The organism is Methylobacterium sp. NPDC097929 (assembly GCF_049543375.1).
GTDB lineage: Bacteria > Pseudomonadota > Alphaproteobacteria > Rhizobiales > Beijerinckiaceae > Methylobacterium.
In genome coordinates, this window is the sequence record NZ_JBMVEP010000007.1 from 73,495 (window position 1) to 97,231 (window position 23,737).

General features: G+C 71.4%; 15 protein-coding genes. 4 read left to right on the forward strand and 11 right to left on the reverse strand.

The features are described 5' to 3' along the window. Positions 1–105 precede the first annotated feature (105 nt). The 3 genes from putA to ACPCJR_RS17145 form a co-directional block, all read right to left on the reverse strand. Complete coding sequence (putA, locus tag ACPCJR_RS17135; protein ID WP_391512971.1) at positions 106–3,213, reverse strand: bifunctional proline dehydrogenase/L-glutamate gamma-semialdehyde dehydrogenase PutA; 3,108 nt, start codon at positions 3,211–3,213, stop codon at positions 106–108. 82 nt (positions 3,214–3,295) lie between these two features. Continuing rightward, the gene (locus ACPCJR_RS17140; RefSeq protein WP_391512969.1) at positions 3,296–6,850 is read right to left on the reverse strand and encodes an AsmA-like C-terminal region-containing protein; all 3,555 of its coding nucleotides are present in this window, start codon (positions 6,848–6,850) and stop codon (positions 3,296–3,298) included. Positions 6,851–7,012: 162 nt separating this feature from the next. Beyond that, positions 7,013–7,252 (reverse strand): hypothetical protein, encoded by a 240-nt coding sequence (locus ACPCJR_RS17145; protein ID WP_110352660.1) that lies wholly within the window; start codon positions 7,250–7,252, stop codon positions 7,013–7,015. A 115-nt stretch (positions 7,253–7,367) separates the two neighbouring features. On the opposite strand from ACPCJR_RS17145, the gene ACPCJR_RS17150 reads away from it, so the two are divergent. After that, positions 7,368–9,740, forward strand: coding sequence for an ATP-dependent helicase (locus ACPCJR_RS17150; protein WP_391512966.1), 2,373 nt, complete (start codon positions 7,368–7,370; stop codon positions 9,738–9,740). A gap of 390 nt (positions 9,741–10,130) precedes the next feature. Next, positions 10,131–10,847 carry a PhoH family protein gene (locus ACPCJR_RS17155; protein ID WP_391512964.1) on the forward strand — a complete coding sequence of 239 codons (717 nt, stop codon included), beginning with the start codon at positions 10,131–10,133 and terminating at the stop codon, positions 10,845–10,847. A gap of 67 nt (positions 10,848–10,914) precedes the next feature. On the opposite strand, the gene ACPCJR_RS17160 is transcribed toward ACPCJR_RS17155, so the two are convergent. Together ACPCJR_RS17160 and ACPCJR_RS17165 are read right to left on the reverse strand one after the other, a co-directional pair. After that, positions 10,915–11,808, reverse strand: a complete 894-nt coding sequence (locus ACPCJR_RS17160; RefSeq protein WP_391512962.1) for a 3'-5' exonuclease — start codon at positions 11,806–11,808, stop codon at positions 10,915–10,917. Between the two features lie 49 nt (positions 11,809–11,857). Continuing rightward, entirely contained in the window at positions 11,858–14,818 is a 2,961-nt protein-coding gene (locus tag ACPCJR_RS17165; protein WP_391512960.1) for a bifunctional [glutamine synthetase] adenylyltransferase/[glutamine synthetase]-adenylyl-L-tyrosine phosphorylase, read from the reverse strand. A gap of 324 nt (positions 14,819–15,142) precedes the next feature. Here ACPCJR_RS17165 and ACPCJR_RS17170 point away from each other — a divergent pair, with 324 nt between their 5' ends. Further along, complete coding sequence (locus tag ACPCJR_RS17170) at positions 15,143–15,382, forward strand: hypothetical protein (RefSeq protein ID WP_391512958.1); 240 nt, start codon at positions 15,143–15,145, stop codon at positions 15,380–15,382. On the opposite strand, the gene ACPCJR_RS17175 is transcribed toward ACPCJR_RS17170, so the two are convergent. The 6 genes from ACPCJR_RS17175 to ACPCJR_RS17200 form a co-directional block, all read right to left on the reverse strand. After that, positions 15,368–16,789, reverse strand: a complete 1,422-nt coding sequence (locus tag ACPCJR_RS17175) for a HAMP domain-containing sensor histidine kinase (protein WP_391512956.1) — start codon at positions 16,787–16,789, stop codon at positions 15,368–15,370. The two genes, ACPCJR_RS17170 and ACPCJR_RS17175, sit on opposite strands and share 15 nt — an antisense overlap. Beyond that, entirely contained in the window at positions 16,786–17,484 is a 699-nt protein-coding gene (locus ACPCJR_RS17180; RefSeq protein ID WP_391512954.1) for a winged helix-turn-helix domain-containing protein, read from the reverse strand. Before ACPCJR_RS17180 ends, ACPCJR_RS17175 begins: the two co-directional genes overlap by 4 nt. A gap of 23 nt (positions 17,485–17,507) precedes the next feature. Next, positions 17,508–18,017 carry an OsmC family protein gene (locus tag ACPCJR_RS17185; protein WP_391512952.1) on the reverse strand — a complete coding sequence of 170 codons (510 nt, stop codon included), beginning with the start codon at positions 18,015–18,017 and terminating at the stop codon, positions 17,508–17,510. 69 nt (positions 18,018–18,086) lie between these two features. Then, positions 18,087–18,866, reverse strand: coding sequence for an ABC transporter ATP-binding protein (locus ACPCJR_RS17190; RefSeq protein WP_391512950.1), 780 nt, complete (start codon positions 18,864–18,866; stop codon positions 18,087–18,089). A gap of 7 nt (positions 18,867–18,873) precedes the next feature. Further along, positions 18,874–19,719, reverse strand: coding sequence for an ABC transporter permease (locus tag ACPCJR_RS17195; RefSeq protein ID WP_391512948.1), 846 nt, complete (start codon positions 19,717–19,719; stop codon positions 18,874–18,876). Between the two features lie 23 nt (positions 19,720–19,742). Beyond that, positions 19,743–20,717, reverse strand: a complete 975-nt coding sequence (locus ACPCJR_RS17200) for an aliphatic sulfonate ABC transporter substrate-binding protein (protein ID WP_391512946.1) — start codon at positions 20,715–20,717, stop codon at positions 19,743–19,745. A 127-nt stretch (positions 20,718–20,844) separates the two neighbouring features. On the opposite strand from ACPCJR_RS17200, the gene ACPCJR_RS17205 reads away from it, so the two are divergent. Beyond that, complete coding sequence (locus ACPCJR_RS17205; RefSeq protein WP_391512944.1) at positions 20,845–23,667, forward strand: [protein-PII] uridylyltransferase; 2,823 nt, start codon at positions 20,845–20,847, stop codon at positions 23,665–23,667. Positions 23,668–23,737: the final 70 nt, after the last annotated feature.

Sequence of the window (23,737 nt, forward strand, 5' to 3'; positions counted from 1 at the left end):
TGAGCGAGACGATCCAGCTGCGCGGCCTCCCCGGATCGTACCGAGCGCTGGATCGTTTCGCCATGGCGGGGTCTCCTCGCCCGAAGGCATCGGGTGGACCTCGTCTCACCCGTCGAGGGTGATGAGCCCGACGCTGCCGCCCCCGGCCGCCGTGTTGACGGTGAGCGTGCGCTCGGTGGCGAAGCGGGGCAGGTAATGCGGGCCGCCGGCCTTCGGGCCGGTGCCGGACAGGCCGGTGCCGCCGAAGGGCTGGCTGCCCACGACCGCTCCGATCATGTTGCGGTTCACGTAGACGTTGCCGTGGGGCAAGGCGGCGGCGATCCGCTCGGCAGCCTCCTCGATCCGCGAATGGATGCCCAGCGTCAGACCGTAGCCGCCCTGCCGGATCGCTTCGATGACGCGATCGAGGCCGCTCGCGGGATAGCGCACCACGTGGAGGATCGGGCCGAACACCTCCTCGCGCAGATCCGAGATGCGATCGATCTCGAAGACGTGCGGCGCCACGTAGAGCCCGTCCGGCGCGCGGCCCGCAGAGTGCGTGCGCGCCAAGGCCCGCATCCGCGCGACATGCGCGTCGAGCCGGTGCTTGGCCTGCCCGTCGATCACCGGCCCGAGATCGGTCGCGAGATCGCGCGGATCGCCGACCCGGAGTTCGCGGGCGGCGCCGACCACCGCCGCGATCATCCGGTCCGCCACCTCCTCCTGAACCAAAAGCAGCCGCAGCGCCGAGCAGCGCTGGCCGGCCGAGCGGAAGGCGGAGGTCACCACGTCGTCCGCCACCTGCTCCGGCAGGGCGGTGGCGTCGACGATCATGGCGTTGATGCCGCCGGTCTCGGCGATCAGCGGAAGGATCGCGCCCTCGCGGGCGGCGAGCGCCCGGTTGATGCTCCGCGCCGTCGCCGTGGAGCCGGTGAAGACGACGCCGCCGAGATGCGGATGGCCGATCAGGGCGGCGCCGGTCTCCGGTCCGCCGGGAACGAGGTGCAGGGCGCCCGCCGGCACGCGGGCGGCGTGCAGCAGGCGCACGGCAAGATGGGCGATCAGGGGCGTCTGCGGCGCGGGTTTGGCGACCACCGCGTTGCCCGCCATCAGCGCCGCCGCGACCTGCCCTGTGAAGATCGCGAGCGGGAAGTTCCAGGGCGAGATCGCCACGAAGACGCCGCGTCCGGCCAAGCGGAGCGTGTTGGTTTCGCCTGCCGGGCCGGGCAGATCCGTCGGCACCGAAAAGAGGCGGCGCCCCTCCGCCGCGTAGAAGCGCAGGAAGTCGATCGCCTCGCGCCACTCGGCCACGGCGTCGTCCAGGGTCTTGCCAGCCTCCGCCTGGAGGAGATGAAGCAGGCGCGCGCGCTCGCCCACGACGGCGTCGGCGGTCCGCTCCAGGCAGGCGGCGCGCTCGGCCGCCGGGGTCGCGCTCCAGGCCGGGAAACCGCGGGACGCCGCCTCCATGGCCCGCGCCGCGCTCTCGGGTCCCGCCTCCCTCACGCTGCCGAGCGGCAGGCCATCGATCGGACCGAGGCGCGGGCGGCTCGGCCCGGCAACGGCGGCGCCGTCGATGACCGGACCGCTCTCGCCCGGGCCGGCAGCGGCCTCGATCTCGCCCACGAGGCGCCGGAGGGCCGCGCCATCGCCGAAGGCGAGGCCCGGGCTGTTGGGTCGCCCATCGAAGAGGTCGCGCGGCAGCGGGATCTTCGGGTGGCGGGCCCGTGACGGGTCCTCGATCAGCGCCTGGGGCCGGACGAGCAGCTCCGCGACGGGTACGGAGGGATCGCCGGCCCGAGCGACGAACGACGAGTTCGCCCCGTTCTCCAGCAGGCGGCGCACGAGGTAGGCGAGCAGTTCGCGGTGGCCGCCGACGGGCGCGTAGACCCGCTGGCCGATGCCCGGTGCGCGCGCGGCGAGCCGTTCGTAGAGCGCCTCGCCCATGCCGTGCAGCCGCTGGAACTCGAAGCCCGCCTCCGTGTCCGACGGCCGCTCGATACGTCCGGCGAGGCCGAGCACGCCCGCTACGGTGAGGGCGTTGTGCGTGGCGAACTGGGGATAGAGTCGGGGACGGTGCGCGAGCAGGTGCCGGGCGGCGACGAGATAGTTCAGATCCGTCATCGCCTTGCGGGTGAAGACGGGATAGTCGGGCAGCCCCTGGACCTGGGCGAGCTTCACCTCGGTGTCCCAGTAGGCCCCTTTGACGAGGCGTACCATCAGCCGCCGGTCGTGATGGGCGGCGAGCGCGGCCACGTGGTCGATCACGGGCAGACAGCGCTTCGAATAGGCCTGGACGGCGAGCCCGTATCCATCCCAGCCCGCGAGCGCCGGATCGGCCAGGACCGCGGCGAAGACCGCCAGCGAGAGTTCGAGGCGTTCGGCCTCCTCGGCGTCGAGGGTAAAGTTGAGATCGTGGGCGCGGGCCTCGCGGGCGAGATCGCGCACCACCGGAACCAGCTCGGCCATGACCCGGACGGCCTGCGTCGGCGCGTAGCGCGGGTGGAGCGCCGAGAGCTTCACGGAGATGCCCGGCCGGGCCGGCAGGGCGGCGTTGCCCGCCTCGCGGCCGATCCGCGCGATCGCCTCGGAATAGGCGCGGCGATAGCCCTGCGCATCCTGCGCCGTGCGGGCGCCCTCTCCCAGCATGTCGAAGGAGTAGCGCAGGCGACGGGCCGAACCCGAGCCGGTCCGCCTGAGCGCCGTCGCGATATCCTCGGCCAGGACGAACTGCCCGCCCATCACCCGCATCGCCCGGTGGGCCGCCGTCCGCACGGCGGGGCGGCCCAGGCGCCGCACCATGCCGCCAAGCGTCACTTCCGGCGTGTCCTCCGGCCCGACGAGGCGGGCGCCGAGACCCAGCGCCCAGGCGGCGGCCTGGGCGAGCCCGTTCTCCGAGCGCGCCGCGTGATGGGCGAAGTCGCCCTCGCGCAGCTTGTCGGCGATCAGCCGGTCGGCGGTCGCCGCATCGGGAACCCGCAGAAGCGCCTCGGCGAGACTCATGAGGGCCAAGCCCTCGCGTGTCGTGAGCGCGTATTCCCGCAGCAGGGCCTCGACCGCGCCGTGGCCGGCATCGGCCCGGACGGCGCCGATCAGGTCCGCAGCCAGGGCATCGACCGCCGCCTCCGTCGCACCGGACTGCGACGCGCCGCGCAGGAGGCTTTCGGCCAGGGCGGCATCGTCGGGCGCGTAGGGCGCCTCGAAGCGCGCAGGCGGCACGGAGTCCGTTGCAGTCATCGCGACATCCCCCGCATCGATCGTCCGCGCCATCATCGCCCGCGCGCGCCGGCCGCGGAAGCCGTTCCTCCCGGAACGATCCTCAGGGCCGGGCGGGCGGGCTGATGTCGAGGGGCTGCGCTCCCGGCGCGGCCGGCGGCTCCGCCTCCATGCGCGCGCGGCGGGACGCCTCCTCGGCCTCTCTCTGGCGCGCCTGACGCGCGGTCTCCTCCGCCTCGCGCTGGCGGGTTTGCCGGGCGGCCTCCTCGGCGGCCTGCTGGGCGCGCAGGCGGGTCTGCCGCGCCGCTTCCTCGGCGGCGGCACGGGCGCGATCCATCTCGATGCGGGCGCGGCGGCGCTGGCGCTCGCTCTGGTCGGCGTCGAACAGCTCGATCTTCTCCAACTCGCGCTGGAGCACGAGGGCGGCCAGCCCCGTGGTCAGCGGCGCGGCGTCGAGCCGCCGCTCGGGCGCGGCCAGCGGCCCGGCAAGGCCGAGCTGGATCGCGGGCGGCGCGCCGGACCAGCCCTTCGGCCCGGCCGCCGCGGTGAGCGCGCCGCGGGCGTCGAGGCTGCGGCTGCGCAGATCGACCTGCAGGGTGCCGCTCCAGCGCGCCGGGCCGAGATCGAGGGCGAGCGGCGCCGTGCGCAGGGTTCCGCCCGACAGGGTGACGGGGACCGACACAGGCCCCTTCGCCCGCAGCGGCCCCGCGGAGAGTTCCTCGGAGACGAGCGCCTGAAGGCGGCCCTCGCGGAGGGGATCGTCCTCCGCCAGCGCCCGGCCCAGGGCGCGGTCCAGGGCACCCGGCTCGGCGTCCGGCAGGCTGAGTTCAGCAAGGCGGATCTCACCGCTGCCGGAGAGGTCGTCGGCCAGGGCCGCCGGGCTCGCGCCGGTCGCGCCGAAGCGCAGCGCGGCCGAGAGCCGGCCGGCCAGGGTGCCGGAGGCGGTCAGGCGGGCGAGATCCACGTCGCTCAGCGTGCCCTCGCCCGAGACCGCACCCGCGCCGCCCGGCCGGGCCAGGGTGACGCTGCCGCCGATCCGCCCTCCGGCGAGGGCGGCGGAGAGGTTGCCCAGGCCCAGCACCTCGCCCTCGCGCAGGAGCGTCAGGCTCGCGCCCTCGGCGACGAGACCGCGGCCGAGTTCGAGCTGGCCGACCTTGAGCCCCAGGCTCGCCCGCGTCTGGCCCGGTGCGGGCGCGAACCGCCCGCCCGGTTCCGTCGGCAGCACCGTCGCCGCCGCGAGCGCCGGGAGCGAGAGGCGGCCGAGCGCGGCCGTACCGCTCAACGCGCCGTCCGGCGCGCGGTCGAGGGCGGCGGAAAGATCGGTCCCGGCCACCTGCCCGCTCAGATCGACGTGAAGCGCCGCATTCTGGCGCGAGAGGGCGAGGGAGAGCGTGCCGGGCAGCGCGGGAAGGGTTCCGGCGGCTCCGGCGAGTTGCAGGAAGGGGCCGAGATCCGCGGCTTCCAGGCGGATCTCGCCACCCGTGGGCGGCCCGTCGAAGTTGCCGAGCAGCAGGGGGCGCGGCGTCGAGAGCATCAGGCCCGCAAGCTCGCCCTCGATCGTGAGAGCGAGCGGCGGGCTCTCCAGCCCGGCCTCGCCCGCGGGCCGGGCTCCCGCCAGACGCAGGCGGCCCGGACGGCGCAGGGCGGCGATCTCGTCGCGGCCGAACCAGCGCCCGGTCCTCGGCGTCGAGAGGGTCGCGTCCAGGCGGTCGATCCGGCTGGAGCGGGTCAACAGCGCGAGGTCGATCTCGCCCTCCCCTGCCTTGCCCCGGGCGGTGGCGCGCAGGGAATCGGCCTCGCCCGATTCGCGCTCCAAGGTCAGGTCGAGGGCGAGGCCCGCCTCGCGAAAGCTGCGGGGCACGAGCCGGGCTTCGGGCAGGAAGCCGCGCTCCAGCAGGGCCATCAGCGGCGCGGCCTTGCCTGCCGCGACATGGCCCTCGATCCGCCCGGAGCCGTCGGGGGCGATCCGCCCGGCGAGCTGCGCGCTGGCGCCGGCGAGGTCGGCGATGTCGAGCCCGTCCACCACGAGGCTCGCGCCGTCCGATTGCAGGCTCACCGAGATGGTGCCGTTGCCGGAATTCGCCCCCGAAGGCCCGTAACGGACGTCCCGCGCCTTCAGGGTGAGGCCGAGATCGTGCCGGTTCAAGCCCGTCATCAGCTGGCTCACCGGCGGCAACTCGGCGATGTCGATGCCGCTGGCCGCGATCTGCGCATCGAGCCGCCCGCGGCCGCTCGGGCCTGCGCGCACGTAGCGCGCATTCCCGGTCAGGCGCGCCGAGCCGAGGGCGAGGCGCAGGTTGCGCAGGGACAATTCCCCGCCCGCCGCCGAGAGATCGGTGCCGAGGTCGAAGGCCCGGCCGTCGAGGATCGCGGTGATGGTCTCCTCCGCGCCGATACGGCCGAGATAGCGCCCGAGCGCGTCGGAATTGCGGGCGGAGAGGTCGACATGGCCGGAGAAGCGCGGCGAGCCCGCTAGCTCGATCTCGCCGGTGGCCGCGACGCTCGCAGCACCGGGGGCGGTGCCCTCGAAGCGGCGCAGCACGAGACCGCCGCTGCGGTCGAAGGTGCCGCGCAGGGCCACGTTGGCCCAATCGTCGAGGCCGAGCGCCACCGTCTCGGCAGCGATGTCGAGATCGAGCATCAGCGGCGGGGTCAGCACGCCCGAGGACAGCCCCTGGGACAGGAGCGAGCGCCCGCCGGAGGAGAGCAGCAGGGCGTCGAGGTCGAGGCGGCGGGTGCGCAGCGTCAGGCCGAGCCGGCCCTCGCGCAGGTCGAGCCGGCCGGTCCCTGAGAGCCGCGCGGCTTTGCCGCCGGGGTCGATCTCCGTCTCCACGCTCTTCGCGTTCAGCACGGCGCCGCGGGCGTCGAACTTGGCCGCCATCGTGAAGGGTAGTCCGGTGCCGGCGGGCTGGACCGGCGGGCCGACGGTGAGCTTGGCCGACCCTTCCGCCTCCGGGACGAGGCCGCGCCGCCCGGCGTCCCCACCGACCGTCTCCTCCGCCTGGAAGGCGATGCGGCCATCGAGTTCCAGGCGGGGCAGCGTGTCCCCGCCGCCGGTAGCCTTCAGGGAGAAGGCGCCGTCCGCTCCTGCCGCGCTGGTGGCGAGATGAAAGGGGCTGCCCTTCACCGTTCCCTCGGCGAGCCAGGGGCCAGCCAGGGTCGGCGCTCTGAGGCGAAGGTTCTCGGCGCGAACCTGCTCCTGCGGGCGCTCGCCGACCCGCCGGGTCGCGATCGCCAGGCGGCGGATGCGCAGATCGTCGATCACGATGTCGCGGCGCATCGCGGTCTGGGAACGCGGCAGCAGCAACGCCTCGTCGGAGACCGGAAGGGTCAGGGCGGCCTGCTCGACGAGGGTCTGCACGAAGCGGACCTCGCCCTTGAGGAGCGGTGCGAGGGCGATCTCGGCATCGACCGCGCGGGCATCGAGCATCGGCCCGTCCTCGGCGCCGAGGCGCAGCCGGGCCAGGCGCAGATGCGGCGAGGGCAGCAGGCGCACATCGACGGCGCCCTCGCTGCGGGCTCCGGCGCCGATCGACTCGGCCAGGGTGCGGTCGATCAACGCCCGGTGCGCCGACCAGTCGATGAAAGGCGGCACCGCCAGCGCCGCCACGAGGACCAGAACGACGGCGCCCGCCAGCGCGGTCAGGAAATCACGCACCGTATTCGCTTCCGCCCGGCCTGCGGGCCACAGGTTTCCGTTCGCGTCCCACGCGCGCTTCGACGGGTTGAAGCCGTTGGAGCCGCGCGAAACTCAGTCGCTTCCGCCCATAGCACAGGCGGCCGCCCGCCCGCACCTCACGCTCAAGCTAGCCTCGCGGGGTCAGCGGCGGACGCCGAAGGACGGTCCGGCCGGCGGGGGAGCGTTGAGCGGAGCGCGCTGGATCTGGTTGCGGATCGCGCTGTTCTCCAAAGTCTGCCGCTGTTCGAAGTTGCGGTTCTGGTTGCGGTACTCGAAAACCTCATTCTGCCGGCTCGTCGCGCCCCGGTTGCCGGGGCTCTGCGCCAGGGCGGGCATCGCCCCGGCGAGCACGATCACGAGGGCGAGAGACGGGGCGCGCATGGCCTCGCATCCTTCATCGGTGTCCAATTCGGGTCTCCCGAGTGACGCGTGAGGGGGCCTGCCGGTTCCGGATCGGGTCTCGACGGCGTTCGCCTTTTGGTCCAGGGAGGCAGCCATGATGCAAGAGTCCGACGAGGACGCGTTCGACGCGTCCGGGCCGCGCCCGTCCGATGGCGGCGCCGCGTCCACCTCGATCGCCGCCCGCGCCATGGCCGCCCTGCGGCCCGAGGGAGCCGGCTACCTCTCCGGCCTCAACCCGGAGCAGCGACGCGCCGTCGAGGCGACGGAGGGCCCCGTGCTCGTGCTCGCGGGTGCGGGCACCGGCAAGACGCGGGTGCTGACGACGCGCATCGCCCACCTGATCGCCACCGGCAAGGCGCGGCCCTACGACATCCTGTCGGTGACCTTCACCAACAAGGCCGCCCGGGAGATGAAGCACCGCATCGGCGGGCTGATCGGGCCGGCGGGCGAGGGCATGCCCTGGCTCGGCACCTTCCACGCCATCGGCACCAAGATCCTGCGCCGGCACGCGGAGCTCGTTGGGCTGAAATCCGACTTCACCATCCTCGGCACCGACGACCAGATCCGCTTGATGAAGCAGGTCATCGCCGACCAGAACATCGACGAGAAGCGCTGGCCGGCCCGCTCGCTCGCCCACACCATCGACGGATGGAAGAATCGCGGCCTCTCCCCCGAGCAGGTGCCGGCGGGCGAGGCGACGGCCTTCGCCTTCGGCAAGGGCGGCCAGCTCTACGCCGCCTATCAGGCCCGGCTCGCGACGCTCAACGCGGTCGATTTCGGCGATCTGCTGCTGCTCTGCCTCAAGCTGTGGCGCGAGAACCCGGACATCCTGGCCAACTATCAGGACCAGTTCCGCTACATCCTCGTGGACGAGTACCAGGACACCAACGTCGCCCAGTACCTCTGGCTCAGACTACTCGCCCAGGCGCGCAAGAACGTCGCCTGCGTGGGCGACGACGACCAGTCGATCTACGGCTGGCGCGGCGCCGAGGTCGACAACATCCTGCGCTTCGAGCACGACTTCCCCGGCGCCACCGTGGTCCGGCTGGAGCGCAACTACCGCTCGACCGGCCACATCCTCGCTGCCGCCTCCGGCCTCATCGCCAGGAACGAGGGCCGGCTCGGCAAGACCCTGCGCACCGAGGATGCCAAGGGCGAGCCGGTCACGGTGACCGGCTCCTGGGATTCGGAGGAGGAGGCGCGCCAGATCGCCGAGTCGATCGAGTCGCTCCAGCGCAAGGGCCACGCGCTCTCCGAGATCGCGGTCCTGGTGCGGATCTCCGCGCAGATGCGCGAGATCGAAGACCGTTTCGTGCAGGTCGGCCTGCCCTACCGGGTCATCGGCGGACCGCGCTTCTACGAGCGGGCCGAGATCCGCGACGCGCTGGCCTATCTGCGCGTCACCATGAACGGTGCCGACGACCTCGCCTTCGAGCGCATCTTCAACACGCCCAAGCGCGGCCTCGGCGACGCCACCCTCCAGACCCTGCACGCCTTCGCCCGCGCCGACCGGGTCCCCCTGCTCGCCGCCGCCCGCAAGCTGATCGAAACCGACGAGCTGAAGCCCCGCGCCCGCTCGATGCTGCGCGGCCTCGTCGAGAGCTTCTCGCGCTGGACCCGGCTGGTGGAATCCAAGCCCCACCCGGAGGTCGCGCAGACGATCCTGGAGGAATCCGGCTACACCGAGATGTGGCAGAAGGACCGCTCGGCGGACGCCGCCGGACGCCTGGAGAACCTCAAGGAATTCGTCCGTTCGATGGAGGAGTTCCCCGACATGGCGGGCTTCCTCGAACACGTCTCCCTCGTCATGGAGGCCTCCGAGGCGGAAGGGGCCGACCGGGTCTCGCTGATGACGCTCCACGCCGCCAAGGGGCTCGAATTCGACACCGTGTTCCTGCCCGGCTGGGAGGACGGCCTGTTCCCCAACCAGCGCGCCATCGACGAGAGCGGCCGGGCCGGCCTCGAAGAGGAGCGGCGGCTCGCCCATGTCGGGCTCACCCGCGCCCGCAAGCGCGCCAAGCTGTCCTTCGCGGTCAACCGGCGTATCCACGGGCTGTGGTCCTCGACCATTCCCTCGCGCTTCATCGACGAATTGCCGCCCGAGGCCGTCGACGTGGTCGAGGCTCCGGCGCATTTCTCGGCCGGTGCCTCGCGCTTCGACCGCAACCCGACCCCGTTCGGCTCGTCCTACGGCACGCCGGGCTGGCAGCGGGCGCAGGCCAACACGGCGGGCGGGTTCGGCAGCGGGCGCGGCGGTGCTGGCCGCTCCGGCGGGCCCCGCGAGATCGAGGGCGAATTGGTCGCCAAATCGACCGGTGCACCGTCCGCCTTCGAGCAGGGCCAGCGGGTCTTCCACACCAAGTTCGGGCCGGGCACGGTGGCGGGCGTGGACGGCAACAAGCTCACCGTTGACTTCGACAAGGCCGGCCGGAAGATGGTCCTCGACAGCTTCCTCCAACCCGGTTGAGGCGTCCGGCCCGCGCTCCTTCGAAGGATCGCCGGCTGCCGATCGCCCGAGGAGGGCGACGCCCGCGATGGCCCAAGCAGGATCGTCCCGATCCGCCGACGGCGCCGAGACAGGCGCCCGGGTCATCGCTTCTTCGCAAAGCCGTCACGCCCCCGTCGCCCCCGCTTGCAAGGCTCGCGGGGCTCGAAGAAGCGTTGCCGTAAAGCCGCGTTCCACAGGCTTCGCGTCATCCGGTGGAACCGACTCGGGGTCGTTGGCTTTGCTCTTGCGTCAAGATGATCGAAGATCGGTAACGTCTTCGCCGAATCGAAGGAGTGTTCGGGCAGTCGAGTTTGGTTGAAAAATCGAGTTTGCGAGAGTCACGCACGAGTCAAGGTGGAGTGTTGATCCATGAAGAGACGACGCGCACGGCTTGAACTGGTTGAAGACCGCCCGATCCGCATGCATCGGACCCGCTTCGACGAGGAGCGAAACCCGGCACCGATACAACCACTGACGGAACGACAAGGCCAATACCTCGACGCCCTCGCTACATCTTCTCAAGTCATCGTTCTCGGCCCCGCCGGAACTGGAAAGACCTTCATCGCTGGCACCCGCGCCGCGGATCTTCTTCGCCAGCGCCGCATCGCCAAGGTCGTCATCACCCGCCCCAACGTTCCCTCCGGCCGCTCGCTCGGCTTCTTTCCCGGCACCCTGGAAGAGAAGATCGCCCCCTGGGTCGCGCCGCTCACCGAGACCATGAAGGAGCGCATGGGCGCGGCCGCCTTCGACATCGCCGTCAAGGCCGGCGACATCGAGGCGGTGCCGTTCGAGGTGATGCGCGGGCGCACCTTCAAGAACTGCCTCGTGATCCTCGACGAGGCGCAGAACACCACCACCGCCGAAATCAAGATGTTCCTGACCCGCATCGGCGACGATTGCCAGGTCATCATCAACGGCGACGTCTCTCAGACGGATCTGCGCGAGACGTCGGGGCTCCGCACCGTCATCCACCTCGTGAAAAGCCGCATGATGACGATTCCGATCGTCGAGTTCACCCTCGACGACATCGTCCGCTCCGGCATCTGCGCGGAATGGGTGAGGGCCTTCGAGGAAGCGAGCCTCTGACGGCCGAGTGCGATGGTGCCGGATCGGCACCGTCGCGCCGCTGGACTGTTCCAACGCCGAAGCAGCGTCAGGCCGCCGCGATGCCCTTGCTGCGCAGCGGTCCTACATCCTTGCCGTCGAGCTTTTCCCGCAGCCGCTCGACATCCCCGAGATTGTTCGAGATCAGATCGGTCACGTCTCCCTCGACCAGGGCATCGACGTGCCGGCAGCGGCGGCGATGGCTGCCTGCCGGGCAGGAGCAGCGCAGATACGGGCCGTCCGCCTGCTCCTCCAGCGCGAGCACGTAGCGGTTGCCGGTGCTGCCGCGCATGGAAAAGCGCAGCTCGTTCGAGGGGCGCAGATCCACGATGCCCGAGGCGCGAATGGCCCGGGCCGAGGTCGAGCGGGTGAAGTCGCGCCGGGGCGCCGCTACCGCCCGGATCGGCGTCAGGCCGAGGCCCCGGGCGAGATCGGCGATATCGGTCGCGCCGGTCTCCCGCAGAGCCGCGAGCGCGATCTCGGCGCAGGCATAGGCGTCCTCGCCCGCATTGTGGTGCTCGAAGCGGATGCCGAGGCGTCCCGCCACCTTCGCCAGCCCGTGGCCGGCCGGATCGGGGAAGATGCGCCGGGCGATCTGAAGCGTGCAGTGCCCCGCCATCTCCGGCACCGGCTCGCCCCAGGCGGCGAGCGAGGCGGCGAGCACCCCCATGTCGAAGCCGGCATTGTGGGCGAGCATCCCGCCGGCCGCGAGGTCGGGCAGGAACTCGGCCATGGCCTCGGGAAAGGTCGGCGCGTCGCGCACGTCCGCCGGCAGGATGCCGTGGATGCGGATGTTGCCGGGCGAGAACCGCATCTGCGGCGGGCGGATCAGGCGGGTTACGCGCCGCACCACGCGCCCGTCCTCGATCCAGGCGAGACCGACCGCACAGGCGCTGTCGCGCCGTTCGTTGGCGGTCTCGAAGTCGATCGCGACGACGCTCATGGCCACCGATGTAAGGGGCAGGCCACCCTTCCCGCAAGGCGGCGGGCGCTCAGGACTCTCCCGGACCGAGGCGGCGGTCGAAGATCGTCCGCACCGTCCTTCGCTCTTCGTCGAGTCGGGCGGAGAGCGATCTCGCGTCCGGCAGGTTGGCGGCCCGCGCGAGACGGGCGAGCGCGACCGGCGAAGCCTCCGTCGGCTCGCCCTCGACCATGAGCCGCTGCCACTGATGCACGTCGTCGAGACATCGATAGGCCTCACGCAAGCGGTCGGCCTCCTCGCCCTCGATGAGCCCGGCCGAAGCCGCGCGGGAAAAGACCTCCGGGGCGTCCTGTCCGATCAGATCGGGCTGCGTCTGCGCGTGGCCCAGCACTAGAGCCTGCGCGAGGAAGTCGAGATCGAGCAGGCCGCCGGGGCTGAGCTTCAGGTCGAGCGGGCCGTGGTCGCCCTTCTCGCGCTCGACGGTGGCACGCATGGCGCGCACGTCGCGGTTCACGGCGTCGGCCTCGCGCGCCTGGGTCAGCGCCTCGCGGATCACCGCTTGCACCTCGTCGGCGAGGCTCGCATCGCCCGCGATCACCCGGGCGCGGGTCAGCGCCATGTGCTCCCACAGCTCGGCCTCCTCGCGCTGGTAGGCGCGGAAGCTGCGGAATTGCGAGGCGGCCGCACCCTGTCCCCCGCCCGGACGCAGGCGCAGGTCCACCTCGTAGAGATGGCCGCGGCGGGTCGGGGCGGTCAGCGCCGCGACGAGGCGCTGCGTCAGGCGATTGTAGGCCACCGCCGCGTCGAGGGGCTTCGGGCCGGCGCTGGTACGGTCGTCCGGATCGAAATCGTAGAGCACCACTAGATCGAGATCCGATTCCGCCGTGAGCTGGCGCGAGCCGAGCCGGCCGTAGCCGAGCACGACCATCCGCCCCTTCGGCACCGCCCCGTGATCCGAAAAGAAGGTCTTCGAGACCGCCTCCAGGGCCGTGGCGACCGCCGCGTCGGCGATGGCCGAGAAGGCCGCGCCGGCCGCCCGCGGCGTCAGGATGCCGGAGAGCAGCCGCGCGCCCGTGAGGAAACGGAGCTGACGGGCCGCGTCGCGGCTGCGGTCGAGGAAGGTCTCGTGACTGTCCGGCTTGCCCAGCAGGGCGCGGTAATGGGCGGCGAGTCCCTGCGGATCGACCGACGGATCGACGAAATCGGGGTCGATCACCGCGTCGAGGACGTGCGGGGAGAAGGCCACGGTGTCGGCGAGCCGCGGCGCGCTGCCGAGGAGATCGGCGAAGAGCAGCCGCAGGCGCTCGTGCTCGCGCAGGATGGTCAGCAGCTCGACCGCCGCCGGCATCCGCCCGAAGGCGCGATCGAGGTTGGCCAGGGCCGCGTCCGGGTCCGGCGTGCCGGAGAGCGCCTTGAGCAGGGCCGGCACCAGCTCGGTCAACACCTCCCGGGCGCGGGCGCTGCGCACCGCCGCGCGGCGCCCGAAATGCCAGCCGCGCACGGTGTCGGCCACCCGCTCGGGATCGCGGAAGCCGAGGCCGCGCAGGGTCGCGAGCGTCGCCGGATCGTCCTCGGAACCGCTGAAGACGAGGTCGCCCAGTTCCGAGGAGAGATCGGGGCCGGCCTCGAACAGCAGGGCGTAGTGGGCCTGGACGCGCCGGGCATGGGCCAGAAGGGCGGCCTCGAAGGCGGGCAGGTCGGTAAATCCGGCAAAGCGCGCGAAGGCTTCGAGTTCGTTCCGGTCTGTGGGCAGGCGCTGGGTCTGCTCGTCGCGCACCATCTGGAGGCGGTGCTCGACGGTGCGCAGGAAGACGTAGGCCGCTCCCAACTCGTCCCGGGCTTCGGCCGAAATCCAGCCGTCCGCGTGGAGGGCGGCCAGCATCGGCACTGTGGCGCGGGCACGCAGGGCCGGGCGGCGTCCGCCGAAGACGAGCTGCTGCGTCTGGACGAAGAACTCGATCTCGCGGATGCCGCCGCGGCCGAGCTTGATGTCGTGGCCGGCGACCGCAAGCGCCTCGTGCCCGCGCACGGCGTGGATCTGCCGCTTCATGGCGTGCACGTCGGCGATCGCCGCGAAGTCGAAATACTTGCGCCAGACGAACGGCGTCAGCTCGGCCAGGAAGCGCTCGCCCGCGGGGATGTCGCCGGCGATGGCCCGGGCCTTGATGAAGGCGGCGCGCTCCCAGTTCTGTCCCGTGGTCTCGTAATAGACGTAGGCCGAGGACAGGCTCATGGCCGTCGGGGTCGAGCCGGGATCGGGGCGCAGCCGGTAATCGACCCGGTGAACGTAGCCATCGCCGGTGCGCTCCTGCAGCAGCTTCGAGACACCTTGCGCCAACCGCGTGAAGAAGGGCGTCGGCTCCAGCCCCTGCTTCAAGGGAGCGGCCTCGGGATCGAAGAAGACGATCAGGTCGATGTCGCTGGAATAGTTGAGCTCGCGTCCGCCGAGCTTGCCCAGGCCCAGCACCACGAGGCCGGAGCCGGCCTGCGGCTCGGCCGGGTCCACGGGGCGGAACCGGCCGGCGGCGGCGGCCTGCAGCAGCATCGCATCGACCGCCGCGCCGACAGAGGCATCGGCGAAATCCGAGAGCGCGGCGGTGATCCGCGCCAGCGGCCAGACCCCGCCGATATCGGCGAGCGCCAGGAGCAGGGCGTGCTCGGCCCGGTTGCGCCGCAGGGCGCGGCCGACCGCGTCGAGATCCGGCGCCTGCCCCTCCCCCGTTCGTCCGGCACCGCGCTGCGCGGCGACGAGGCGGGCATCGGCGGCTTCCGGGGCTTCCCGCAGCAGCCGGGCGAGGCGCTGCGGATCGCGAGCGGCGAGCGACCAGAGGAAGGGCGAATGGTCGGCGAGCGCGGCTAGCAGGTCCCCGGCCGCTCCCCCGCGCAGGGTGGCGGGAAGGGCCGCGGCGGTCTCAGCGACCCGCGCGCGCGCCGCATCAGGGTCGGACAGGGGCGGCGCCTGCCCCAGCCGCTCGATCAGGGGTGCATTGCTCTCGTCGCGGGCAGCCTGCCCACCGTCTCGCCTGCTCATGCCGTCCCCGTGTCGGTTCCAGGCGTCCCGCGTCGATGCCGGCCCGCGTCTCTGCCCATCAAACGCGCAAATCGCCCCCTGCCAAGGGGTGATCGCCGAGGTGCGACGTGCTGCCGGCCGGAGGCCTCCGCGTGTCCTTTGGTCGAACGGTCCGCGGGCCTGTCTGGTGCCTCGCCCTGCCTTGTGGAAGAAAGCGGGACCGTGAAGATCCGCCGGCGCGGGATCAGCGCCCGCTTTCCCCGTTGTTCCGGGCCGGCGCGGGAGCCTTGTCCGGGCGAGCGACGTTCGAGCCTTCGACGCACTGGATGGGAACGACGCGAATCGATGACTTACCCTCAGTTGATACCGATGGCCGAGGCCGCCGCCTTCACGATCGGCTGCGCGGTGATCGTGAGCCGCCGGTTCGACCCGCAGCGCGTCGGCGCCGTGCTGGCCGCGCTGCTCTTCGTGGTGTTTCTCGTCTTCCTCGTGATCTGGTCGATCGACAGCCCGCCGCCCTCGCTGGCCGACCCGAGCGGACTCAAAGGCTACACGACGGAAGCGCCGTCCTCAGGCGATCTTTAGCGGCAGGATCAGCGTGGCGGCGAGCCCCGGCGCGTTGTCGGCGAGTTCGACCCGGCCGCCGTGCAGGCGCGCCACCGCGTTGACGAGGCTGAGCCCCAGGCCGAAGCCGGGCCGGCTTCGCGCGGCGTCAAGACGGATGAACCGGTCGAGCACGCGCCCCCGCTCCGCCTCCGGGATGCCGGGGCCGCGATCGGCCACCCGCAGCCGGACCGCGCCGTCGGCCCGCGCGGCGTCGACCACGATCTCCCGGGGCGCGGCTTCGGCGGCGTCCCCACCATACTTGATGGCGTTGTCGATCAGGTTGGCGAGCGCCTGACCCACCAGCTCCCGGTTGCCGTCGAGCGGCAGGTCCGGCTCGGCGGTCACGGTCAGGCTCAGCCCCTTCTCCTCGGCCAGCGGCTCGTAGAGTTCGGCGACCTCGCGCGCCACCACCCCCGCGTCGAAGCGGCGGAAGGTCTCGGGCGCGCTGCCGGCCTCCAGGCGGGCGATGGTCAGGAGCGCGTTGAACACCCGGATCAGCCCGTCGCTGTCCTCGATCACGCCCTCGATGGCCGCCCGCAATGCCTCGGGCGACTCGGCCGTGCGCAGGGCCTCGTCGGCGCGGTTTCTTAGGCGGGTGAGCGGCGTCTTGAGGTCGTGGGCGATGTTGTCGGACACCTCCTTCATGCCGCGCATCAGTTCGCCGATGCGCTCCAGCATCAGATTGAGGTTCTGGGCGAGACGATCGAGCTCGTCGCCCGTGCCCGCCACGCGAAGCCGCCCGTCGAGGTCGCCCGCCATGATGGTGCGGGTCGTCTCGGTCATGTCGTCCACGCGCTTAAGCACGCGGCTCGCCACGAACCAGCCGCCCACCACGCCGAGCAGCACCACCAGCGCCAGCGAGGAGCCGAAGGTGTTGCCGATGGCCGCCCGCAGACGGTCGCGCTCTTCGGTGTCGCGGCCCACGAGCAGGCGGAACCCGCCGGCCAGGGTGTAGACCCGCATGATCGCCCGATGCTCCTCCCCCTCCGCCTCGGATCGGCGCCCGTAGGGACCGTCGTACTGGCCGGGCTGGGACAGGATGCCGGAGGGAACCCGGCTGACATTGCCGACGATGTGCTCGCCGGCCGGCGTGGTGACGAGATAGAGCGAGGCGCCGGGCTCCTGGGCGCGCCGCTCCACCACGGCGATGAGCCGGCGCAGGCCGCCGGCCGTGTATTGCTCGGACAGGCCGTTGATCTCGGCGTCGATCGTCGAGACGATCTGATCGTCGAGCACGCGGCGCGCATTCCAGGCGACGTAGCCGAGCCCGAGGGAGGCTAGCAGCGCGAACAGCACGAGGTAGGCGAGCGACAGCTTGAAGGCCGTCGTGCGGAAGATTTTTCCGATCCGCGTCAGCGGCCGGTCGGGCGCGGGGTCACGGGTCACGCGACGTGCGGCTCGTCGGGCCGGATCACGTAGCCGGCGCCGCGCACCGTGTGTATCAGCGGATGCTCGAAGCCGCGGTCGATCTTCGAGCGCAGGCGCGAGACGTGCACGTCGATGACGTTGGTCTGTGGGTCGAAATGATAGTCCCAGACATGCTCCAGCAGCATGGTCCGGGTCACGACTTGGCCCGCTTGCCGCATGAGGTATTCGAGCAGGCGGAACTCGCGGGGCTGGAGCACGATCTCGCGGCCCGCCCGCGTCACCCGGTGCGAGAGGCGGTCGAGTTCGAGATCGCCGACGCGGTAGGCGGTCGCCTCGGTCTGCCCCAGTGCGGCCGTCCGGCGGCGGGCGAGCACTTCGGTGCGGGCCAGCAGTTCGGAGAAGGCGTAGGGCTTGGGCATATAATCGTCGCCACCGGCGCGCAGCCCCTTCACCCGGTCGTCCACCTGCCCCAGCGCGGAGAGGATGAGGACGGGGGTGGCGATCCCCTGCTCGCGCAGGGAGCGCACCAGGGAAAGGCCGTCGAGCTTCGGCAGCATCCGGTCGACGATCAGGACGTCGTAGTCGCCCTCGCGGGCCAGCGCGTAGCCGTCGAGGCCGTCGCCGGCATGGTCCACGGCGTGCCCGGCTTCCCGGAACGCTTTGACCAGATAGGCGGCGGCCTCGCGGTCGTCTTCGATGATGAGCAGGCGCATGGCCTGTCAGATAAGCCTTGCGCTCACGGACGGGAGGCGCTGACGGCCAATTCCGGCTTGTGGTTGAGCGTCTGGAACACCACGCAGTAGCGCTCGGTCAGCTTGAGGAGCTGGTCGAGCTTTTCCTGGGGCGCGTCGGTGTCGAGGTCGAAGGTCAGGCGGATCGCCCGGAAGCCGACCGGCGCCTCCTTGTCGACGCCCAGCGTGCCCCGGAAATCGAGGTCACCCTCGGCGCTGACGGTGCCGGCCTTGAGCGGAATTTCGAGGGCGGTCGCGACCGCCTTCACGGTGACGCCGGCGCAGGCGACGAGCGCTTCGAGCAGCATGTCGCCCGAGCACAATTCGGCGCCGGAGCCGCCGGTCGCCGGGTGCAGGCCCGCCACCGCGAGCGCCCGGCCGGTCTCGACCTTGCAGGCGATGCTGGTGTCGTCGAGCGAGCCCTTGGCCTTGAGGGTGACGACGGCGGAATCCGGTGTCTCGCGGTACTGGTTCTTGAGCGGGGCCTGGAGCGCGCGCAGGGCGTTGGCGTCCATCGTGGTGACCTCCCGATTTTTCTTGGATGAAGGCCCGGGCTTTAGCGGTTTTCCGCGCCCGGCGACACCTCAGAACGAGCTGCCTCCCGCGAGTTCCGGGGCGCGCGAGGCCTCGCGCGGACGCAGCGAGCGGTCGAGGGCGGCGAGGATGGTCCGGGTCGCCGCCTCGCTCGCCGGCGCGGCCGGATCGCGCGGGCGGCGCAGGGGCAGGGCCACGGTGTCGTCCAGGCGGCCCGGGCGCGGGCGCATGACGATGGCCCGGTCGGCGAGCGCGACCGCCTCGCCGACATCGTGGGTGACGATGATGACGGTGGGGCGCACCTCCTCCCACAGGGCCAGCAGATGGCTGTGGAGATCCTTGCGCGTGAAGGCATCGAGCGCCGAGAACGGCTCGTCGAGGAGCAGGACCCGCGGGTTGGCGACGAAGGCGCGGGCGATCGAGACGCGCTGCTGCTGCCCGCCGGACAATTCCCGCGGCCAGCGGCCGGCATGCTCGGCGAGGCCGACCCGCGCCAGGGCGTGGGCCACGCGCTCGGCGCGCTCGCGCCGGGGCAGGCCGTCGATCCCGAAGCCGACATTGCCCGCGACATCGAGCCAGGGCAGCAGGCGCGGCTCCTGGAAGACGAGGCCGACCCCCGGATGGGGGCGGGTGATCGCCTCCCCGTCCAGAACGATGCGGCCCGCGCTCGGCCGGTCGAGGCCGGCGACGAGGCGCAGGAGCGTGGTCTTCCCGCAGCCCGAGCCGCCGATCAGCGCGACGATCTCGGCGTTCCGGACGGCGAGATCGATGCCCTCGAGCGCGCGGGTGCCGTCGGCGTAGGTCTTGGAAAGGCTTTCGATGCTCAGCATGGCCGCCTCACAGCGTCTCCCGCGCCGTGTCCTGCCAGCGCACGAGCGGGTTGGTGAGGGCGACGAGCGCCGCGTCGGCGGCCTTGCCGACCACGGCGAAGCTGATGATCGCGGCCAGGATCTGGTCGGGCTTGCTGAATTGCTGGCCGTCGAGGAGCAGGTAGCCGAGCCCCTCGGAGGCCCCCATCAGCTCGGCGGCCACCACGAACAGGAAGCCGAGGCCGAGGCCGGTGCGGAGCGCCGTCAGCGTCGCGGGCAGCACCGCCGGCAGCAGGATACGTCGGACCAGCGCCCATTTCGAGAGGCGGAAGATGCGCCCGACCTCCACCAGCTTGCGATCGACGGAGGCGATGGCACCGGCGACCCCGATATAGACGGGGAAGAATACGCCGACCGCGATCAAGGCGACCTTCGGCGTCTCCAGGATGCCGAACCACAGGATGAACAGCGGCACCCAGGCCAGCGAGGGCACCGCGCGCAGGGCCTGAAGGCTCGGATCGACGAGCCAGCGCAGCGGCGGCAGCGTCGCGGTCAGAGCCCCAACTAGGATGCCGGCGCTCGCTCCGAAGGCGAAGCCGAGGCCGACCCGGATCAGGGTCGCCTCGACATGCATCCAGAGTTCGCCCGAGGCGGCGAGCGCCCAGAGCGCGGCGGCGATCCGGCTCGGCGGGGGCAGCAACCGCCCGGAGGAGAGCCCTACGGCGACGGCGATCTCCCAGCCCAGCGCGAGGCCGAGCGGCAGAAGCAGGCCGAGCGCTGCCCGCGCGCCGCCGCCGAGGAAGGCGGAGCGGCGTGAGGACGCGGGAGCGGGTTGCTCGTCTGCAGGTGTCAAGGCGACCGGACTGCTGCTCATCGCTGTGTCGCGAAACGCGCCCTTCAGCGCCCCGGCGCGGGGTTGAACTGCGGGTCGATCAGACCGTCCACCGCCGCCGCGACATCGGTACCGGCCGGAATGACGCCCGCCTGCTGCAGCGCGAGGCCCGCGGCGCGGATGCTCTCGGCCTGGGCCGGGCCGACGGCGGGTTGGCTCAGGTCGGTGCGCTCCAGCTGCTTGGCGATCACCGCCTCCGGCAGCTTGGTCGCGCTCACCAGCGCGCTCTTCAGCGCGTCCGGGTTGGCGAGAGCGTAGGCGCGCGCCTGCTCGTAGGCGGCAATCACGACCTTCACGAGATCGGGATGGGCCTTGGCGAACGCCTCGCGCACGTCGAGAACGCCCCAGGTGTTGGCGCTCGCGTCGCGGTGGAACAGCACGCCGCCGTTCTCGATCTCGGAGGCCGCCATCATCGGGTCGAGCCCGGCCCAGGCATCCACGTCGCCGCGTTCGAGGGCGGTGCGCCCGTCCGCGTGCTGAAGCAGGACGAGCTTGGCGTCCTTCTCGGTCAGGCCCGCGCCCTGGAGCGCCCGGATCAGGAAGATGTGCGGATCGGTGCCGCGGGTGACGGCGATGCGCTTGCCCTTGAGGTCGGCGGGCCCTGCGATGCCGCTCTCCTTGCGGGTGACGAGCGCCGTCCATTCGGGCCGGGAGAAGGCGTAGACGACCTTGATCGGGTTACCGTTGATCCGTGCCAGAAGGGCGGCCGCACCTGCCGACGAGCCGACATCGATGGCGCCGCCGTTCAGGAATTCCAGCGCCTTGTTGGAGCCGAGCGACTGCACCCAGCGCACCTTGATGCCCCGGGGCTTCAGCGCCTCCTCAAGGAAGCCCTTCTCCTTCAGGACGAGGCTGACCGGGTTGTAGGTCGCCCAATCGAGCCGAACCTCGGAGACCTCCGCCGCGGGGCTCGGCGCGCCCGAGGCGAGGAGGCCGAACAATCCGGCGATCGCCGAGAGTGCGGTGCGGCGATGGATCATGACGACGGGCTCCCTCGGATCGTTCGGGCTTGGCGCCCGCGCTTTTCTGATGGCTAGAACAGTCCCGTTCGTTTCGTCAAACGAATAATCCGAGAAAGAGAACGGTTGAGTGGTCCGCGACCGACCGATGCCGCCGCCGGCTGAACATGCTAACGGAGCGGCCATGTTCGACCCCGTTTCCGCCCTCGAAAAGATCGTCGCGTCCCTCGACCGCGACGCCCGCGAGCCGACCAAGCTACGGGGGCTTCTGGTGCCGGAACTGCGCCGCGTGAGCGAGGCCGGGCACAAGGACGCCGAGCGGCTGCTGCTGAAGGAGCGCGACGGCCTCGCCTGCGCGCAGAGGTTGAGCCGCCTGACCGACGCGGTGGTGCGGGCGATCTACGACGCGGTGGTCTGGCGACTCTACCCCAACGACAACCCTTCCACCGGCGAGCATCTCGCGATCGTGGCCACCGGCGGCTACGGCCGGGGGACGATGGCGCCGGGCTCGGACATCGACCTGCTGTTCCTGCTTCCCTACAAGCAGACGGCGTGGTCCGAGAGCGTCGTCGAGGCGATGCTCTACGTGCTGTGGGACCTGAAGTTGAAGGTCGGCCACGCCACCCGGTCGGTCGAGGAGTGCCTGCGCGAGGGCCGCGCCGACATGACGATCCGCACCGCCCTGCTCGAATCCCGCTTCCTGTTCGGATCGCGCTCCCTGTTCGAGGAGATGGTGACGCGTTTCGATACCGAACTGGTGATCGGTTCGGCCTCCGAGTTCGTGGACGCCAAGCTGCGCGAGCGCGACGGGCGCGTCGCCAAGGCGGGCGCGTCGCGCTACCTCGTCGAGCCCAACGTCAAGGACGGCAAGGGCGGCCTGCGCGATCTCAACACCCTGTTCTGGATCGCGAAATACACCTACCGGGTCCGGGACCAGGCCGAACTCGTCCATGCCGGCCTGTTCACGCTCGACGAGTACCGGCTGTTCGAGCGCTGCGAGGAATTTCTGTGGCGGGTGCGCTGCCACATCCACTTCGTCACCGGGCGCCCCGAGGAGCGCCTCTCCTTCGGGCTTCAGCCGAAGATCGCCGAGCGGCTGGGCTTCGGCGCGCGGGGCGGCCTCTCGGGGGTCGAGCGCTTCATGAAGGCCTACTTCCTGATCGCGAAGGACGTTGGCGACCTCACCGCCATCGTCTGCGCCGAATTGGAGGCGCGCCACGCCAAGCGCACGCCGGTGCTCGATCGCTGGATCGGACGCTTCCGCGACCGCTTCCGCGCGACCTCGATGGAGGCGGAGGATTTCTGGATCGACAACGGCCGGGTCAACATCCGCGGCGAGGACGCGTTCGAGCGCGATCCGGTCAACCTGATCCGGCTGTTCTGGCTCGCCGACCGGCACAACCTCGCCCTGCATCCGGACGCGGCCCGGCTCGCCAACCGCTCGCTCAAGCTCATCACGCACGGCGTCCGGACCGACCCGGAGGCCAACCGGCTCTTCCTCGACATCCTGACCTCGAAGAACGCGCCGGAGACGATCCTGCGCCTGATGAACGAGGCGGGCGTGCTCGGCCGGTTCATCCCCGATTTCGGACGCATCGTCGCGATGATGCAGTTCAACATGTATCACCACTACACGGTGGACGAGCACCTGCTGCGCTCCCTCGGCGTCCTCTCGGCGATCGATTCCGGCCGGGTCCGGGAGGAACATCCGCTCGCCTCGCGCCTCATCGACACGATCCACAACCGGCGCGCGCTCTACGTCGCGATCCTGCTGCACGACATCGCCAAGGGCCGTCCGGAGGATCACTCGATTGCGGGGGCGGCCATCGCCCGAAAGCTCGGTCCGCGCTTCGGCCTGTCCCAGGCGGAGACCGAGACCGTGGCCTGGCTCGTGGAGCACCACCTGCTGATGTCGATGACGGCGCAGAGCCGCGACCTCTCGGACCCGAAGACGATCGAGAAGTTCGCCAGCGTGGTGCAGAGCCTGGAGCGGCTGAAGCTGCTCGCGATCCTCACGGTCGCCGACATCAAGGCGGTGGGCCCCGGCGTCTGGACGGCCTGGAAGGGCACGCTGCTGCGCACCCTCTACGACGAGACCGAGGTGCTGCTGTCGGGCGGCCATTCCGAGATCGCCCGCACCGACCGGGTGCGGCTGATCCAGATGGCGCTGCGCGAGCAGCTCGCGGACTGGGGCGCCGAGATTTTCGATGCCTACGCCGCGCGCCACAATCAGGCCTACTGGCTCAAGGTCGACGGCACGCGCCACTTCAAGAACGCGCGCTTCCTGCGCACGGTCATGGAGGAGGGCCGCACCAGCGCCACCACCTACGAGACCGACCCCGTGCGCGGCGTGACCGAATTGACGGTCTACTCGCCGGACCATCCGCGCCTGCTCGCCATCATCACCGGCGCCTGCGCGGCCACGGGCGGCAACATCGTCGATGCGCAGATCTTCACCACGACCGACGGCTTCGCGCTCGATTCGATCTTCATCTCCCGCGCCTTCGAGCGGGACGAGGACGAGTTGCGGCGGGCCGGGCGGATCGCCACCGCCATCGAGCGGGCGCTCAAAGGTGAGATCAAGATCGCCGAACTCGTGGCCGACAAGCATCCCAAGGAGCCGGTCAAGACCTTCCTGGTGCCGCCCGACGTGTCGATCGACAACGCCCTGTCGAGCCGCGAGACCGTGGTCGAGATCACCGGTCTCGACCGCCCGGGCCTGCTCTACGAGCTGACGACGGCGCTGAACCGGCTGAACCTCAACATCACCTCGGCGCACGTGGCGACCTTCGGCGAGCGGGCGGTGGACGTGTTCTACGTCACCGACCTCACCGGCACCCGCGTGATGCAGCCGGACCGGCTCGCGCTGATCCGGGCCGCGGTGATGGAGGTGTTCGCCAGCGACGTGGCGGCCCTGCGCGCCGAGGGCCTCGATGCCCTCGTCGACTCGCCGCCGCCGCGGGAGCTGTAGGACGTTCGGCTGCGCCGTTCGCTTGATTTCGGACTTGACCCGAATGATATCAGGCCCGACCCGGAACACT